At 52.2% G+C, this 18,018-nt stretch carries 15 protein-coding genes; 3 read left to right on the top strand and 12 right to left on the bottom strand.

Annotated features, from left to right (window positions below):
* Nucleotides 1-7: 7 nt before the first annotated feature.
* Nucleotides 8-919: a permease-like cell division protein FtsX gene (gene ftsX, locus A372_RS0130560; protein ID WP_019424753.1), complete on the bottom strand. Its 912-nt coding sequence runs from the start codon at nt 917-919 to the stop codon at nt 8-10.
* Entirely contained in the window at nt 909-1,595 is a 687-nt protein-coding gene (gene ftsE / locus A372_RS0130555) for a cell division ATP-binding protein FtsE (RefSeq protein WP_019424752.1), read from the bottom strand. Before ftsE ends, ftsX begins: the two co-directional genes overlap by 11 nt.
* Before the next feature lie 282 nt (nt 1,596-1,877).
* On the opposite strand from ftsE, the gene A372_RS0130550 reads away from it, so the two are divergent.
* From A372_RS0130550 to A372_RS0130540, 3 genes are all read left to right on the top strand, one after another.
* Nucleotides 1,878-2,906 carry an alpha/beta hydrolase gene (locus tag A372_RS0130550; protein ID WP_019424751.1) on the top strand — a complete coding sequence of 343 codons (1,029 nt, stop codon included), beginning with the start codon at nt 1,878-1,880 and terminating at the stop codon, nt 2,904-2,906.
* A gap of 152 nt (nt 2,907-3,058) precedes the next feature.
* Nucleotides 3,059-4,486: a VanW family protein gene (locus tag A372_RS0130545; protein ID WP_019424750.1), complete on the top strand. Its 1,428-nt coding sequence runs from the start codon at nt 3,059-3,061 to the stop codon at nt 4,484-4,486.
* Nucleotides 4,487-4,560: 74 nt separating this feature from the next.
* Complete coding sequence (locus tag A372_RS0130540) at nt 4,561-5,097, top strand: GNAT family N-acetyltransferase (RefSeq protein WP_019424749.1); 537 nt, start codon at nt 4,561-4,563, stop codon at nt 5,095-5,097.
* A 336-nt stretch (nt 5,098-5,433) separates the two neighbouring features.
* Here A372_RS0130540 and A372_RS0130535 read toward each other — a convergent pair whose 3' ends face one another.
* The 10 genes from A372_RS0130535 to argC all read right to left on the bottom strand — a co-directional run bounded on the left by A372_RS0130535 (nt 5,434) and on the right by argC (nt 17,407).
* Nucleotides 5,434-5,928 carry a hypothetical protein gene (locus A372_RS0130535; RefSeq protein WP_019424748.1) on the bottom strand — a complete coding sequence of 165 codons (495 nt, stop codon included), beginning with the start codon at nt 5,926-5,928 and terminating at the stop codon, nt 5,434-5,436.
* A gap of 209 nt (nt 5,929-6,137) precedes the next feature.
* A complete protein-coding gene (locus tag A372_RS0130530) occupies nt 6,138-7,544 on the bottom strand; it encodes a glutamine synthetase family protein (RefSeq protein ID WP_019424747.1) in 1,407 nt (468 codons plus the stop codon).
* Nucleotides 7,544-8,719 carry a KamA family radical SAM protein gene (locus A372_RS0130525; RefSeq protein ID WP_019424746.1) on the bottom strand — a complete coding sequence of 392 codons (1,176 nt, stop codon included), beginning with the start codon at nt 8,717-8,719 and terminating at the stop codon, nt 7,544-7,546. The genes A372_RS0130530 and A372_RS0130525 overlap by 1 nt, the downstream gene beginning before the upstream one ends.
* A 206-nt stretch (nt 8,720-8,925) precedes the next feature.
* Nucleotides 8,926-10,347: an argininosuccinate lyase gene (gene argH / locus A372_RS0130520; RefSeq protein ID WP_019424745.1), complete on the bottom strand. Its 1,422-nt coding sequence runs from the start codon at nt 10,345-10,347 to the stop codon at nt 8,926-8,928.
* A 107-nt stretch (nt 10,348-10,454) separates the two neighbouring features.
* Complete coding sequence (locus tag A372_RS0130515; RefSeq protein ID WP_019424744.1) at nt 10,455-11,726, bottom strand: argininosuccinate synthase; 1,272 nt, start codon at nt 11,724-11,726, stop codon at nt 10,455-10,457.
* A 60-nt stretch (nt 11,727-11,786) separates the two neighbouring features.
* Nucleotides 11,787-12,737 carry an ornithine carbamoyltransferase gene (gene argF / locus A372_RS0130510; RefSeq protein WP_019424743.1) on the bottom strand — a complete coding sequence of 317 codons (951 nt, stop codon included), beginning with the start codon at nt 12,735-12,737 and terminating at the stop codon, nt 11,787-11,789.
* 88 nt (nt 12,738-12,825) lie between these two features.
* Complete coding sequence (locus tag A372_RS0130505; protein WP_272943487.1) at nt 12,826-14,034, bottom strand: acetylornithine transaminase; 1,209 nt, start codon at nt 14,032-14,034, stop codon at nt 12,826-12,828.
* A 62-nt stretch (nt 14,035-14,096) separates the two neighbouring features.
* Complete coding sequence (gene argB / locus A372_RS0130500) at nt 14,097-14,924, bottom strand: acetylglutamate kinase (protein ID WP_019424741.1); 828 nt, start codon at nt 14,922-14,924, stop codon at nt 14,097-14,099.
* Nucleotides 14,925-15,012: 88 nt separating this feature from the next.
* Nucleotides 15,013-16,266, bottom strand: a complete 1,254-nt coding sequence (argJ, locus tag A372_RS0130495; protein WP_019424740.1) for a bifunctional glutamate N-acetyltransferase/amino-acid acetyltransferase ArgJ — start codon at nt 16,264-16,266, stop codon at nt 15,013-15,015.
* A gap of 79 nt (nt 16,267-16,345) precedes the next feature.
* A complete protein-coding gene (gene argC, locus A372_RS0130490) occupies nt 16,346-17,407 on the bottom strand; it encodes an N-acetyl-gamma-glutamyl-phosphate reductase (protein WP_019424739.1) in 1,062 nt (353 codons plus the stop codon).
* Nucleotides 17,408-18,018 lie beyond the last annotated feature (611 nt).

The following is an 18,018-nucleotide window of genomic DNA, read 5'->3' as shown; positions in this document are numbered from 1 at the left end:
CTCGAACTTAGACTTTCAAAAATTTACGGATGGAGATCGTGCTTCCCCACATGCCGATGACAATTCCCAAGCCAAGCAAGGTGCCGCCGATAAGAAGCCATACGTCCTGCAGCGGGACCAGCTTAATCATTAATAAACCGAACTCGAAATGCGTGATCAATTGCTGATATCCGTAGAACAACAGTCCGAGTGTAACGGCCGAACCGAGAATGCCCAAGAGCGCTCCTTCTATAAAAAACGGTCCGCGGATAAACATATTCGTCGCCCCTACCAGCTTCATAATGCTTATCTCGCGCTGCCGCGCCATAATCGTTACTTTAATTGTGTTCGAAATGAGGAACATGGCCGTAACCGCCAAGCCTGCTACGACGATTAACCCAAAGTTGCGTACTGTCTGCGTAACTTTAAAGAGCGATTCTACCGTGCCCTTGCCGTATTGCACTTTCCAGATTGGCTTCGCGCTGTTCGTCTCATTAATGGCATTAATCTTCTTCGCTACCATAGCGATCGCCGTCGGCTCGTACACCTCTACCGTAAATGAATCCGGCAGCGGATTCGTTTCCTTCGTATAGCCGCTCAACAGATCCTTGCCATCTTCGCCCAAGCTTTCCTGCAGCAGCTTCATGCCTTCTTCTTTGGGCACGGGAATGACCTTGCTCACTTCGGACATGTTGCCAATGTCCGTCTCCACCAGCTGTCTCTGTTCCTCTGTAGTATCCAGCTTCATAAACACACGAATTTGCACCTGATTGTCTATTTGGTTCGTAATGGTGTTCACATTAATAGATAAGAACATGAACACGCCGAGAATGAACAAAGAGATGACGATAGAAATGACGGAAGCGAATGACATCCAGCCGTTGCGAAAAACACTCTTGCTTCCCTCTCTGAAGTGGCGGGCCAAGTTGTTAAAAATCATAGCCGTATTCCCCCCGCGCTTCATCTCGAACGATATGACCATGCTCAATAGCGATGACGCGTTTGCGCATCGAGTTCACGATATCTTTGTTATGCGTCGCCATGACGATGGTCGTGCCGCGAAAATTGATTTCCTCCAGCAGCTTCATAATTCCCCACGATGTCTCCGGGTCCAAGTTCCCCGTCGGCTCATCCGCTACGATGACAGATGGATTGTTCACGATTGCTCGGGCAATCGCGATCCGCTGTTGTTCCCCGCCCGACAGTTGAGCCGGGAGACTCGTTGCCTTATGCTTCAGACCTACCAGTTCAAGCACTTCCGGTACGCGGCGCTTAATGACCTTCTTCGGCGCCTCGATGACCTCCATTGCAAAAGCTACATTCTCATATGCCGTCAGCTTCGGCAGCAGCCGGAAATCTTGGAACACCACCCCGATATTGCGTCGGACAAACGGAATTTTGCGATGCTTCAGCTTGCCGATATTAAACCCGCTGACGAAAATTTGCCCCTTGGTCGGAACTTCTTCTCTATAGATTATTTTCATAAAGGTCGACTTCCCCGCTCCCGAGGGACCAACCAAATAAACGAATTCATCCTTTTCGATACATACAGATATCCCGCGCAAAGCATGCGAGCCATCCTGATACGTCTTCCATACATCTTGCATTTCTATCAAATTATCACACCCTATGTTTTAAAGATTAGCCTCTATATATTCGACACCCGCTCAACAATTCCTTTAAAAGAAAGCGAATTTCAACATCTTTTTACTCTCTGCACCAAGTTCGACATGGTCATATTACGGAAAATGTCGATCGAACCATAAATGAATCCTTCAGGTTTATTACGATTTTTAATGGTCATTCTAGTTATGTTACAATCTCAATACTTGCATTAGCGGGATCAACTAACAAACTAAATAGTAGTAGTAACAACTAGAAAGGAAAGGTTGATTCGAATGAAAAAAAAGAAAAGGTTTTATCAGAAAAAACGATGGATGATTCCTATCTCTGTTATCTCTATCCTTGTTATTCCTATATTGCTCATATTCATAATTGGTCAGTTTACGCCTGCGATCAACGCATTACTAATCAAACAACTTTTCGAAGCAAAACCCTTTGCATCGCCTCAAAACATTGAAACCATAATAAAACAAGTTAATGTCGAAAAAGATATTGTGTATGATAAGCACGGAATAGAGAATAGCCTTTTAGATGTCTATTATCCGAAGAATGCTGCCAAGGATCTCCCTGTTATCATGTGGATACATGGAGGTGGGTTTGTATCAGGCAGTAAAGAACAAACGCAAGAATATGGAATGGCACTAGCGAACGAGGGATATGTAGTGGCAAATATTAACTACGCCATTGCGCCGGGGCAGAAATATCCTGGTCCAATCATTCAAGCCAATCAAGCGCTGAAATACTTGCAGGACAATATGGCGCGATATGGAGGCGATATGAATCGATTGTTCATTGGAGGCGATTCGGCGGGTGCACAAATCGCCAGTCAAACCGTTGCGGTTATATCTAATGAAGAACTAGCAAAGTCTATGGATATTCACCCTCACATCGATAAAAAACAGCTAAAAGGAGTTCTTTTATACTGTGGAGTTTTTAACATGGATAGAATGATTAATCCTCCGTCGTCTGCAATACTGAAGATTGGGATTCAGACGGTATTTTGGTCATATACAGGAGTAAAGGATTTCGCCTCTTTCTCTAGATTGGATGAGATGTCTACGGTCAAACAGATAACACCTGATTACCCTCCTACCTTTTTGACAGTTGGGGATGTCGATCCTCTGGCGCCACATTCAGCAGATCTGATAGATGTTCTAACAAAGAATAATGTGGAGGTGGAAAGTGTTTTATTTGACGGGACCAATCCCGAATTAGGACATGAGTATCAATTTGATTTTACTTCCCCGCATGCTGAACAAACGTTAGGGAAAACAGTTGAGTTTTTAAAAAAACACAGCAGATAAGTATAGTTTATGAATACAAAATCAAGGGTGAAAAAGCCGTCTTGTCCACCCCGGTGAGCATCCCGATCGCTTTCCAAGTAAAGTTTGCCTAACCCCGCGCATATAGTGAAAAAAGATTGATTTTTCACTTTTTTAATGCAGGAGGCATTGCTTTGAAAAAAATACATGCACTGTTTATCATCCTCGCCTCGCTTCTGTTAGCCGTTACCGCACTGTGGGGATGGGGGCATAGCTACGCCTCACAGGCTACGATACCGCCTCAGGTACGAATTTCATCATGGGATGTCAGTGGACAATCTATTGAAGGATTCCGTCAGGAGCTGAGCGAGCGTATCCAACAGCTGGAACGTACTCCGTTCATTTTTACATTTGGGAGCTCTGGCGTGGACCCAGTCAAGACGACACTATCTGAACTCGGGGTTCAATACGACGCCGGCGAAATCCTGATCGCATTGCAGCGACTACAGGAAGGCTCTCTCCTAGATCGTATCAAAGCCAGATGGAAATTCCCTAAGGAATGGACGCTTCGCTTTCACTGGAAGGAAAATGTATGGAAGGAACGCTTGACGCCAGGGTGGGAAACGAAGTCGTTCGGGAAACCCGTCAATGCCGTGCGGAAAATTGCAGATGGCGATCAGGTTCAGTATACGCCTGAGAAAACGGTATATCGCATTGATCGCATGCAGATGGAACAGCTTATACGAGCTGCTATCCCGCATACTTGGCATGAAGGGCAAACGATTGCGATTGAAGTTCCGCTTGTCGTGAGCGAGCCGCCGGTGACGATGGCATCATTAAAGGCAGAAGGCATTGAACGGAAAATCGTCGAGTTCTCGACGAGCTTCGTGCAAGCGGAAGACGGGCGGACGCACAACGTCATGTCAGCGGCGAAGACGATTGACGACATGGTGTTGAAGCCAGGAGACGTGTTCGACTACGACAAAGTTATCGCGGAAACGGAGAAGAAGTACGGCTTCAAGGAAGCTCCCGTCATTTATAACGGCAAGCTCGTTCCGGGAATCGGGGGCGGCATCTGCCAAGTGTCGAGCACGCTATACAACGCTGTGCTGCGCACCGGACTTGAAATTGTCGAACGGCGCAATCATTCCCTGCCGGTATCGTATTTACCGATTGGACTCGATGCAACCTTCTCGCAAGGATATATTAATTTCAAATTTAAAAATACGACCGGCAAGCATCTGCTCATCCGTACCACTGCTGAAAATAATCGTCTCTCGATTAAATTTTTCGGCACGATGGATTCAAATGTGTCTTACAAAATGGAGACCAAGACGGTGAAGGTGTTGGAGCCTGCGATTAAATATGTGAAAAATGCGGATCTGCCGGTCGGCGGGCACGAAACGTTGCAGCGGGGCAAGAAGGGATATGTCGTCGAATCGTACCGCATTAAGCTCATGAACGGCAAACAAGTCGAACGCCAGCGTATCGCAGTGGATACGTATAGACCGCAGCCGACGCTCGTTGCCGTCAACACGGGAACTTCGGACCCGCCGGCCAATCCTAAGCAAGAGCAAGGCCCGATTTTGGAGGATGGCGTCAACGGACCTGATTTCCAGTAACCATAAGAATAACCCCTTGCTTTTTCCGAACCTTGTACTATATTTTTAGAAATATATTGATAAGGGGTGTTCCTATGCAGCCTGTTCTGGAAACGGAAAGGCGGCCGTTCGAGCTTCGCGATGCCCATCACGTGCAGCAATTGGCCGGACATATTGATATTGCGAAGACCACACTATCCATTCCCCATCCCTATCCAGATGGCGCCGCCGACTGGATTGAATCCAGACAAGAGGCGGCCCGACTGGGCAGCGGTTATGCGTTTGCCATTATCCACAAAGACAATGATTCGTTAATGGGGTGCATGGGCATCAACATCGCCAGCCATCATCGGCGGGGGGAATTGGCCTATTTTGTTGGAAAGCCATACTGGGGGCAGGGCTTTGCTACGGAGGCGGCACGGCGTGTTATGGCATTCGGCTTCGGGTCCTTGGAGCTCCACAAAATGTGGGCTGCGTCAATGGCCAGCAATCCGGCCTCAGCCAAAGTGATTGAAAAGCTCGGTATGAAGCAGGAAGGAATGTTCCGCGAGCACGTCCTGAAATGGGATCGCTTCGAGGATTTAGTGTATTACGGCATGCTTAAATCGGAATACGAAGTATTGGAAAGATAGTATACGCTCGGCTCATTGCATACTCCTCACAGACATTGTCTTTTACCAAAATAATTGAATGAACGCTTAACTGCTCATACCTGTTTTGAATCCCTGAGTCGCGGGGAGAGTGAAACAAAGGCGCTCAGCGGGACTTGCACATCAGCTGCATAACCGGATACTAGGACAAGCTAAAATGCAAAAACATGCTGCGACATGGTATCGTGTCCGCGTAATGCAAAAAACTCTACGATATCGAGTCCTGTCCGCGCAACGCAAAAAGCCCTGCGATATTACGGCCATGAACGGCCAATAATCCGAAGGGCTTTTCGCTGCCGACGTTGAACCAATCGGCATTTATTCGTCGTGCTTTGCAGAATTTCTGGTGACTGCCACTTCTACCGTAAAGAGCTGGGCATCATCTTCGATGTAGGCTGCAATTTTCCGAAGAAGATTGGCGGCGTCGGAACCATTCAACGAGAGGTTATACTTGAAGCTGACGGTATCGGCACTGGCGTTCACCTGTGCTTGCGGACCGGATTCCACAGTCTTCTCGTTCCGATGCATGTCCATAAATCTCTCTTGTCGGTACATGTCCATTGCTCGCTCCTGCTGATACTTTTCCATGGTTCGTTCTGGCGTTGGCAGTTCGGCCTTATGCAGCTCTCTTTTGCCGCACAGCTCTTCATAGATGTCTTGTTTTTTTAGCCACGCATAGTAGGAAGATGAATTGTTGAATCCGAAATTGTGCGCCATCTCGACAATGCGATAATGAAGGCGCAATGCTTTAATCGTCTCGATTCGCTGCTCCTTGGACAGCAGTTCGAAATCTTGACGAGACGGAAATTCCATTGGATCACCCGCCCCTATCTCCTAGTATATTCGACAACGCCGCTGAAGCTGTATGCACACGGCTTTACAGATATATTACATCCTGCAGCGCAAACTGAAAAGCACATAATTTCACCGCATTTCTTTCAGTTGGTCAGATGCGAGTTAAAAACAAGAGAATGGCTGAAACGCCATCCTCTTGTGGGTCACGCCCTACGCCGTCCTCGTGCTCAAAAGCTGCGGAAATACGTCGTCATCTCCCAATCGTGCACTTCCGCCGCATAACTGTCGTACTCCCGGTATTTTTCCGAGACATACTCTTGCATCGCTTCCTTGCCCATCACATCCCGGACAAGCGCATCTTGCTCCATATGCTGCAGCGCTTCGTACAGATCGCGTGGATATGCAGCCCAATTGGAACGGTCTTGCTCTGCCAGTGCGTGAAGGTCGCCCTTCGCTTCCTCCGGCGGAGCTTCCCGATTCCGAATGCCTTCCAAGCCTGACTTCAGCATGATGGCGAACAGCAGATACGGATTGGCCGTTGGATCCGGCGGACGATATTCCACCCGCGTCCCGGCACCGCGTGCCGCTGGAATGCGGATTAGAGCGGTGCGATTGCTGCCCGACCATGTGATGTGCGTCGGCGCTTCATATCCCGGTAGCAGCCGCTTGTAAGAATTGACGATCGGATTCGAAATTGCAGCCATCCCCTTCGCATGGTTCAGCAAGCCGGCGACAAAATGCAAAGCCGTATCGCTAAGTTCAGTCCGCGACTCCGGGTCATGGAACGCGTTGCCGCGCCCCTTCTGCTGCAACGATTGATTGCAATGCAGCGCGTTGCCATTATGACCGCTCATCGGCTTCGGCATAAAGGTCGCATGCAGCCCATTGCGTATCGCCACTTGCTTCGTCAGCTGCTTGAACGTCTGCCAACGGTCAGCAATCATGAGCGCTTCGCCAAAGCGGAAGTTAATCTCGTGTTGACCGGGAGCCACTTCGTGATGCGAGGCTTCCAATTGAAAGCCCTGCTTCCTCATCTCTTGCAGCAGTTCCAGCTTCGCTTCTTCTCCGCGATCCAGGGGAAAAGGGTCGAAATAACCTCCCTGGTCATGCGTCTCCGGCATCGGTACACCTTGTTCATCCAGCGGATAGAGGAAAAATTCGCCCTCTACGCCGATATGATAAGAATAGCCCATCTGATTCGCTTCACTTATCACTTTACGGAGCATGCTGCGTGTACACCCCGGCGCACGATCTCCGTCTACGGTCCGTACATCGCAATATACCGACGCAATGCGTGTGGCCTTCACGTGCCACGTCTCCACATGGAATGAAGTTGGATCCGGATGCAAGGCGAGATCAGAGCGATCTACGCCGCCGTACCCTTTGACCGATGAACCGTCAAACAACACTTTTCCCTCCAAAGCCGCTTTTGCCTCGTCACGATGCACGATGAGCTGCTTCATGGCACCGAACATGTCGGTAAATTGCAGACGAAGGTATTCTACAGCGTTGCGCTGCATTTCTTGAAATACCCCGTCTGCATTAATAATGGGGGGCGCCTCTTCTTCCGAGCCTTGCTCCGGGGAGGCGTTAGGTGCTGCCGCTTGGCTTACCGGCGGTACAGAACGTTGCATTACGCATCCCTCCTCGTTCGCCGCTGTGGCATATCAGGAAGCGCGTTCACTGAAACGATGTCCTCCGATTTTTTTTGCGGTGGCGTCCAATACTGCTCATTGCCCGGCATATCGTCGAACCAGGCGGCATCAGCGGGGCAGTCGAGCACCATGAACTTGCCGTAATTCCCATCACGGGATTGGTGATACTTCAGATACGCTTTCCCGTCCTCTATCGCCAAGATTTCAATCTTGCCCGACGTGTGGCTCATGGATAACCGCACTCTTTTACCTAGTCCAGACGTCTTGGACTTCGCTTCCTCCACGAGACGGTATACGTCTTGAAGAGGCAACACGAACTCGCTGTTTCCCGCCACCGGACGGTTAATAAAGAAATAATAGGGGGTCACGCCAGCCCAGGACAGCTTATCGAGCAGTTCGCCGAGCACGTCGGCATTGTCGTTAATTCCGCGCAGCACCGGCGTCTGGTTGACGACGATCGCGCCCGCTTGATGGAGCGCCTCGAAGCCACGCTTGGCTTCCGGAGTAATCTCTCTGGGATGATTGATATGCGCCATAACATAAATGCGGTTATCAGGGGTAGAAAATTCCCGAATCGTCTCTAGCAATTGCTCGTCTTCATAGATGCGCATCGGATTAAATACAGGCAGCTTGGAGCCTAGGCGAATAACCTTCACATGTGGAATGGCACGTAAGCGTTCAAAAATCATGCGCAGCTTGGGGGTGGCAAGAATTAAGCTGTCTCCACCGGTTAACAGGACATTGTTGATTTCGGGGTGTTCGGCAATGTAAGCTAGGCCCGGATTCACATCGGACATCGCTTCTTTGACATCGTTGCGGAATAAGCGTTTGCGGAAGCAGTATCGGCAGTAGGCGCCGCATACTTCTGACACGATAAGCAGTGCGGTCGTGCCATACTTGTGCTGGCAGCCGGGAACGACGTAGTTCGTGTCCTCGTCTGAGGCATCCCAGCGACCGTACTCTTGAAGCTCGCCCGTATTCGGTATAACCAGCTTCCGTATCGGGTCATCGGGGTCGTTCCAATCAATTAAGTTCAAATAATAATCGTTGACGCGGAATACAAATTTCTCTGTGATCTCCTTAAGCCGTTTCCTTTCCGTCTCGGGCAACTGAGTAATCTTGTCGATGTCGGTGACGTACTTCGGTTGAGGCATGGACATCCCTCCTTATGAAATTGGGTAAAAGCGCAAGCACTTTCGTCAATTATACACAAGTTTACATATGTAGGCAAATGATGGAATTGTGAAAAGTGCGGAATACAAAAAGAGCAAACGCGTCAGCGCCTCACAGGACGCTATTAACGCGCATGCTCTTTTTCGTGCAGCAGGTTTCGATTCAACCGCTCTACTGGGAACGAGCTTTATTTCAGCGAATTCGCTGCTGCCTTCTCTTTCAGCCATGCGTTCGACTGCACCATCGCCTGTTCCGCCCGGTGAATAGCCGCTTCCACTTGAACCGAGGCGGTTCCGCCGAAGACGTTGCGCGCATTGACGACATTTTCGGGCTGAAGCACCTCGTAAATGACTTCGTCGAACAGCGGAGAGAACTGCTGGAACTCGTCTAGCGACAGGTCGAGCAAGTATTTGTTCTGCTCGATGCAATAGAGAACTGTCTTGCCAATGACCTCGTGCGCCTGACGGAACGGCATGCCCTTGTTCACGAGGAAGTCCGCAATGTCCGTCGCATTGGAGAAGTCTTGACGCACCGCTTGACGCATCCGGTCGCGGTTCACTTTCATTGTCTCTACCATCGGGGCGAACAGACGCAATGCGCCATCCAGCGTCTCCACTGTATCGAGCATGCCTTCCTTGTCTTCCTGCATATCTTTATTGTAGGCAAGCGGGAGCGCCTTCAGCACGGTCAGCATGCCGACGAGATGGCCGTACACGCGTCCGGTTTTGCCGCGGACGAGCTCCGCCACGTCCGGGTTTTTCTTCTGCGGCATAATGCTCGAACCGGTGCAGAATGCATCGTCTAGCTCGATAAATTGGAACTCGGTGCTCGACCAGAGTACCAGCTCCTCGCACAAGCGGGACAAGTGCATCATGATGAGCGAGGCATTCGACAGGAATTCCACAATGAAATCCCGGTCGCTCACCGCATCCAAGCTGTTCTCGTAGACCCGCTCGAAGCCAAGCTCTTCCGCCACGAAATGGCGGTCGATGGCGAAGGTCGTGCCCGCGAGAGCTCCTGCGCCAAGCGGCAGCGTATTGATGCGCTTGTAGCTGTCCGTCAGACGCTCGATGTCCCGCTCGAACATGGACACATACGCCATCAGATGATGGGCGAACAGAATCGGCTGCGCCCGCTGCAAATGCGTATAGCCAGGCACAATCGTATCCAGATTGGCCTTTGCCTGCTTCAAAAGCGCTTCCTGCAGCTGTACCAGCAAGCCGGCGAACGTGACGACCCGCTTGCGCAAATACAAGTGCATGTCGGTCGCCACCTGATCGTTGCGGCTGCGGCCCGTATGGAGCTTGCCCCCGACCGGACCGATCAGGTCGATCAGTGTCTTCTCGATATTCATATGGATATCTTCATCGGAGACGGAATAATTCATGTCCCCGCTCTGGATCCGATTCATCACCTGATGCAAGCCTTCTTTGATCGTTTCGACATCATCCTGCGGCAAAATGCCGCACTTGCCTAACATCGTCACGTGGGCAAGGCTGCCTTGAATGTCTTCTTCCGCCATCTCTTTATCAAAAGTGATGGACGCCGTATACTGCTCCACCAACTGGTCCGTCTGCTTCGTGAACCGGCCGCCCCACAATTTGCTCACGTCGTTTCCTCCTCACCATGCGCGTCCGGCTGCCTTCCAATGAAGGCGGCGGGATTGGGATTGTCGCTTAAGGAATCGCCTCCCGCGCATGTCTGTATGTCTTTCCGTTACACTTCCACTTTCACTTGCTCCAGCTTCGCTCCATGAACGCTCGTGCCGTGAACGCCGGAAGCTACCTTCAGGCGCAGCGCGTGCAGATGGATGAAGCCGGTGGCGTCATTCTGATCATACGCTTGCGATGGATCTGCCTCCATCGTGGCGATATCCGGATTGTATAAGCTAAGCGGACTCTGTACACCCGCTCCAATGATGTTGCCTTTGTACAGCTTGAGACGCACTGTACCCGTCACATGCTTCTGGCTCTCGGCGACGAGCGCTTGAATGGCAAGGCGCTCCGGCGCGAACCAGAAGCCGTTGTACACAATCGAGCTGTACTGCGGAATGAGCGAATCGCGCAGGTGCATGACCTCGCGGTCCATCGTCAACGATTCCATCTTGCGGTGAGCCGTGAACAAGATCGTGCCGCCCGGTGTCTCATACACGCCGCGGCTCTTCATGCCGACGAAGCGGTTCTCCACCATGTCGATGCGGCCGATGCCGTGCTTGCCGCCAAGCTCGTTCAACGTCTCCATCACCTGCAGCGGCGACATCTGCTCGCCGTTGATGGCAACGCAATCGCCCTGCTCGAACGCAAGCTCCACCATTTCCGCCTCGTTCGGGGCATCCTCCGGCGATACGCTCAGCACATACATATCCTTGCTCGCATCTGCGCTGGCATCGAACCATGGGTCTTCTAGCACTCCGCTCTCGAAGCTGATGTGCAGCAAATTGCGGTCCATCGAATAAGATTTCGCGGCGGAAGCCTGCACCGGAATGCCATGCTTCTCGGCATAGGCGATCATTTCCGCGCGGCCCGGGAACTGCGCACGGAATTCCTCCGAACGCCACGGCGCGATCACTTGAATATCCGGCGCAAGCGATGCCGCCGTCAATTCGAAGCGAACTTGGTCGTTGCCCTTGCCAGTGGCGCCATGGGCAATCGCGATCGCCCCTTCTTTGCGGGCAATGTCAACCATGCGCTTCGCGATAAGCGGACGCGCGATGCTCGTACCGAGCAAATATTGCCCCTCGTAAAGCGCCCCCGCCTGGAACATCGGATAGATGAAATCGCGCGCAAATTCGTCACGCAAATCATCAATATATACTTTAGAGGCACCGGTCGCAATCGCCTTTTCCTCCAAGCCGTCCAACTCTTCTTTCTGACCGATATCCGCTGTGAAGGTGATGATTTCCGCATCATATGTTTCTTTGAGCCATGTTAAAATGACCGATGTATCAAGCCCGCCCGAGTAGGCCAGCACAATCTTGTTCTTCGCCATCGTATTTCCCCCGTTCGCTGATCGCAATTCTCATCCTGCTAGATTCATATCTCATCCCTGTTAACCCATCAGCGCGGCCATAATCGCCTTCTGCGCATGCAGTCGATTCTCTGCTTGGTCGAAAATAACGGAATGCTTGCCATCGATGACGCCTTCGCTCACTTCCTCGCCACGGTGCGCAGGCAAGCAGTGCAAAAAGAGGTAATCCGGCTTCGCATAGCGCGTCAGCTCCTCGTTCACCTGGAAATGGCGGAATGCCATCTCGCGCAGCTGCTGCTCCGATTCGAAACCCATGCTCGCCCAGACATCCGTGTATACGACATCAGCATCCGCGATCGCTTCCTTCGGATCCTGCGTCACGAGAACATCGGAACCGAATGCTCCGGCCTGCTCCTTGCATTGCTTCACAATACCCTCATCGGGCGTATATCCTTCCGGTGAAGCGACCGCAATGTTCACGCCAAGCTTGCTTGCGCCCAGCATGAGCGAGTGTGCCATATTGTTGCCGTCTCCGATATAAGCGAGCTTCAGCCCTTGCAGCTTGCCCTTCTTCTCGAGCACGGTCTGGTAATCGGCCAACGCTTGACACGGATGATTCATATCCGTCAAACCGTTAATGACCGGAATCGTCGCGCCGCGTGCCAAATCGATGACCGTGCGATGCGCGTACGTCCGAATCATAATGCCGTCCAAGTAGCGCGACATCGTCTGCGCCGTATCCCATACCGTTTCGCCGCGACCAAGCTGGAGGTCATTCTTGCTGAGGAACAGAGCGTGCCCTCCGAGCTGGTACATGCCCACTTCGAACGAAACGCGAGTACGGGTGGATGATTTTTCAAAAATCATTCCCAACGTCTTGCCCTTCAGCGGTTGATAGGTCTCGCCCGCCTTCTGCTTCCGTTTCAGTTCAATGGCGTAGTCAAGCAAATATTGGATTTCTTCTGTCGTATAGTCAGCCAACGCGATAAAGTCGCGCCCGCGCAAATTAATCTTAGTTTGTGTTGTCGTCATAATCCCACCTCCGGGGTTGTTCAAGCTTGAGTATCTATTTAGGTGAAGCTTCGAATGATGTCCGATAGTTTAAGGTCCGGCCTGATATCTATGAGAACGAGGCTACAGCAGCAGATCGCTTCGCCAAAACCGTGTGAATGATATCGACGGCTTCATCCATATCTTCCTCGGTCACAAGCAAGTTCGGCAGCAAGCGGATGACGTTCGGTCCGGCACTGATGAACAGCAGTCCGGCTCCCTGCGCTTCCGTAATGAGGTCGCTCACCGGCTCATGACACTCGATGCCAATCAGAAGTCCAATTCCGCGAATATCCTTGACACCGGGCACATCGCTCAGCTTCACGCGCAGCGCGTTCAACAGATAGGTCCCTTTTTCCGCCGCACGCACCGCGACCTTGTCTTCCAGCATCGTCTCCAATGTGCCGAGCACCGCCGACATCGCCAGCGGGTTGCCGCCGAATGTCGAGCCGTGGCTTCCCGGACCGAACGCTTCGCGCAGATGCTCCTGTGCCAGCATCGCTCCTACGGGGAAGCCGCTGCCGAGCCCTTTGGCCACCGTGAAAATGTCCGGCTTCAAGCCGTAATGCTCATGCGCGAACAGCGCCCCAGTGCGGCCCATGCCCGTCTGCACCTCGTCCACGATAAGCAGGATGCCATTCGCTTCGCAGAGCTGCGCGACTTCTGCCGCGAACGCCGCTTTAATCGGCAGCACGCCGCCCTCGCCTTGCACGATTTCCAGCATGATGGCCGCCGTCTGCTCGTTCACGGCATCCTTCAGCGCCGCGATATCGTTGAACGGCACGGACCGGAATCCAGCAGGCAGCGGCGCAAAGCCGTCCTTCACCTTATCCTGCCCCGTTGCCGTCAGCGTCGCCAGCGTGCGGCCGTGGAACGACTGCTCGAAGGTGATGATTTCGCTGCGTCTGGACTGCGCCACCTTCGCATGGTAACGGCGGGCCAGCTTAATAGCTGCCTCGTTCGCCTCCGCGCCGCTGTTGCAGAAGAAGACCGCATCTGCGCACGTATTTGCCGTCAGCAGCTCGGCTGCCTGCTCCTGCTGCGGAATGCGGAATAGGTTCGACACATGCCACAGTGTATCCAGCTGCTGCTGCACTCGCGCCTTGACCCGTTCCGGCGCATGCCCCAGATTCGTGACGGCAATGCCGCTCATAAAGTCCAAATACATGTTGCCTTGGTCATCCCACAATCGGCTTCCCTCTCCCTTGACGAGCGTCATCGGGAAGCGCGCATAGGTTGGCAGCAAAGCATTTGTTACGGTATCATTTGGCTTTAACACCACTATCACCCCTTTATCATTCTTGTAGCAATTGTTCAAAAAGCCCTCTTTTGCTCACGTACTTATACGATTCTCGTGCCGATGGCTTCTCCTGCCATAATGCGCCGCAGCACATTCGGCTCGGCTCCGTCTGCGATAACGACTTCCTTCACGCCGCCTTCCATGCATTGCATAGCCGCGCGCACCTTCGGAATCATTCCGCCATATATTTCACCGTTTGCAATCATCGCTTCGATTTCAGATGTCGTGACGACGGGCAGGACAGCCTTAACGCCCTGTTCCGTCTTCATAATGCCCGGTACGTCCGTAATGACCAGCAGTTGCTCTACACCGAGATGAGCGGCCACCGCACCGGCTGCCGTGTCGGCATTGATGTTGTAGCGCTGTCCGTTGTTATCGAGCCCGATGGGTGCGATAACCGGCATATATTGCAGCGCCATCACCCCTTCAATCAATCCAGCGTTGACCTGCGTCACATCGCCCACATAACCGACCTCCGCAGCATTCGCTACCGGCCGTGCTTGAATCAAACCGCCGTCTGTGCCGGATAAGCCTATAGATGCAGCACCTATACCGTTCAGCCGCCGCACGATTTGCTTGTTAATCTGGCCCGCCAACACCATCTCGACGACATCCAGCACGGCCTCATCTGTCTTGCGGAGACCTCCGATAAACTCAGACTCGATGCCTAGCTTATCCAGCATGCTAGATATCGCCGGACCGCCGCCATGCACGATAACTGGCATCGTGCCTTCCGCCTGCAGCTGCTGCAATTGTCCGTAGAAGGAATCCGGCAATGCCGCGAGCGTGCTGCCGCCGCATTTCATGACGAACCGCTTCGTCTGAACGGACAGCGCCGATGATTTATCCTGTTCCGATACAGTACGCATCGTTCCGTCCCCCTCCTCACCTTTTATCACGAAGCATCTCACGATGTCGTTCAACATCGAATCTTGCACTCGTCTGAGCCCTCAGGCTTTATGTCCGATAAGCCGCATTAATGCGGACGTAGTCATACGTTAAGTCACAGCCCCAAGCAGTCGCTGCGCCCGTACCCATATGGAGATTTACGTGAAACACGACCGTATCCCCCTTCAAGTAAGCAAGCGCCTCTTCTTCATCAAAAGCTACCGGCGTCGATTGGCTCAGCACCGCAATCGGTCCAACCTGAATGTCGACGGTGTCCACATTTACCTGCTGTCCGGAATATCCAATGGCCGCAATGACGCGGCCCCAGTTCGCATCCGCTCCGAATACGGCCGATTTGACTAAGCTGGAACCGACGATCGACTTCGCAATCGCGCTGGCCGCCTCATTCGAAGCCGCGCCAGCGATGCGCACTTCAATGAGCTTCGTCGCGCCTTCCCCGTCGCGCGCAATCGCCTTGGCCAGCTGCTCGCATACGTATTGGAACGCTTCAGCGAACACGCTCCAATCGGAATGGCTCTCCTGCAGCGTCTCATGTCCGGCAAGTCCGCTCGCCATCGCGAGCAGCATGTCGTTCGTGCTCGTATCACCATCGACGGTAATCATGTTGAAGGTCGCATCGGTCGTGCGCTTCAACAGCGCCGCCAACGCTTCCTGCTCAATGACGGCGTCCGTCGTAACGAAGCCGAGCATCGTCGCCATATTCGGGTGAATCATCCCCGAACCTTTCGCCGATCCGGCAATCGTTACCGGCTTGCCGTCAATGGTGACGACTGCGCACGCTTCCTTCTTCACCAGGTCCGTCGTCAATATCGCCTGCGCGAACTGCTCCGCACCCTCACCAACTGCCGTCAAGCCTGCCGGAAGCTCTGCGATGCCCCTCTCGATGCAATCCATCTTAAGCGGCTCGCCGATGACGCCGGTTGACGCGACCGCAACGTAGTGCGGCGCAACCCCGAGCTGCTCCGCGAAGGCGCTGCGCATGCGGTTAGCGTCCGCTTCCCCCTGCTTGCCCGTGCATGCGTTGGCATTGCCGCTGTTCACCAGCACCGCTCGCAGCTTGCCTTCCGCAGCCAAGCTCGCTCTCGTCACTGCAAGCGGCGCCGCTTGGAATGCATTCGTCGTATATACCGCCGCCGCGACAGCCGGCACATCGCATACAATCGCGCCGATGTCGTTGCGCGACGTCTTCTTCAAACCGCAATGCAGACCGCTTGCCCGGAATCCTTGCGGAGTCGTGACCGACCCTTCTATAATCTCGAACTGTCGTTCCATAGTCATTGTTGCGTATTTATGTTTTCCCATAAGACATCGACCTTCTTTTTTCAAAATGGTATAGGTTGGGTTATTCATGTTATCGCCATATGTCTCACTACAATTAAAATTAAGGATATACCGGCGTCAACTGCAGCCCCAGCGCTTCGTCCCAGCCCATCATCAGGTTCAGGTTCTGAATCGCCTGCCCAGCCGCTCCCTTCACCACGTTATCAATGACGGAAATGACCGTTACCCGCTTCGTGCGCTCATCCACCGCGAATCCGATATCGCAGTAGTTCGAGCCGAACACTTCCTTCGTCGCCGGCCATTGGCCTTGCGGTCGGATACGTACAAAGCGCCGCCCCGCATAATGCTCTTTATATAATGAAATAAAGTCCTGTTCTGAATAATTTCCGGTTAATGAAGCGTACATCGTGCACATAATACCGCGCGTCATCGGCATCAAATGCGTCGTGAACGTTACGGTGACTGGAGTCCCCGCCACTTCGCTCAACGTCTGTTCGATTTCTGGTATATGCTGATGCTTATTTACTTTGTACGCTTTGAAATTTTCGTTTAATTCTGCATAATGCACGCCTAAGTTTACGCCACGGCCCGCTCCCGATACGCCAGACTTCGCATCAATGATCAGACTCGCTGGATCAATCCAACCCGCCTTCACGGCAGGGGCCAGACCCAACAGCGTCGCCGTCGGATAACAGCCTGGATTGGAGATAATACGCTGGCCCTGTGCATACCCGCTATCTGCATACAGCTCACATAAGCCGTATGGCGCTTCCTCCAACAACTCGGCTTGCGGAGCTTCATGCTTATACCATGCCGTGTATACTGCTCCGTCCTTGATGCGGAAATCACCGGACAAATCAATAACAGTCAGCCCTGCATCGAGAAGCTCAGGCACAAGCTTGCCGCTAACGCCAGAAGGGGTGGCCGTGAACACCACATCCGCTTTCCTTCGTATCTCCTCCGCATTCACGCCATCCAACGTATCGCACATAATTTCGTTCAAATGCGGGAATCCGTCCGCAATCGGCGCGCCCGCGCTTGAGGCGGAAATGACCGAAGCAATATTCACGTTCGGATGATTCAACAACAGCCGTATCAACTCCACACCGCCATAGCCCGTCGAGCCGACGATAGCCACGTTCACCTTCTGTTCGTTCCCCATGCCGCTCTCTCCATTCCCTTTATTCACAAAAATATACGCTCCAACTGAATAATTATGTATCATTATACGTCTCAACTTATATAAATACAATACTTTTTATACTTTTTTTAAAACCCCTATTGAGACCTTATGAAGATCCGTCTCTAAAACCGCATACATCCCCATTTTCATGAGGGGTTTATCGTAAAGTCATTAATGTTTATCGCCAAAGTGTTTCCACAACCTTGCCAATGGCACTTTCAGATTGACGGTGCTCCGCTTCATCCGCCCCTTTGCTTCATTCTCCCCATCCTTCAGGAGGCCGCACGGCCAAGGATGACTCTAGTTATCTCATTATGAGCGACCGCTGCATGACATGATATATACGAATTGGCAGATATCTCATTCCCGTCGTCATCCTTCCTGACGGTATGGGAGAATGGATATAGGCAAAATTTGCAGAGTGGCACATGATTCAGAAAAATGCGAACCCCATCGAATCACCGTTTGGCAAAGTTCAATCGCTCTTCACTGATGGGATTAGACCCTTCTTCACGTTTACAGAATCCACTCTACTCTGTAAACATTGTCCTTCTTTTCACAACTGAATCAATACTTGCAGCGCACTAGTC

The organism is Paenibacillus sp. OSY-SE, assembly GCF_000283315.1.
GTDB lineage: Bacteria > Bacillota > Bacilli > Paenibacillales > Paenibacillaceae > Paenibacillus_B > Paenibacillus_B profundus.
This window is presented reverse-complemented; position numbering and strand designations above follow the sequence as displayed.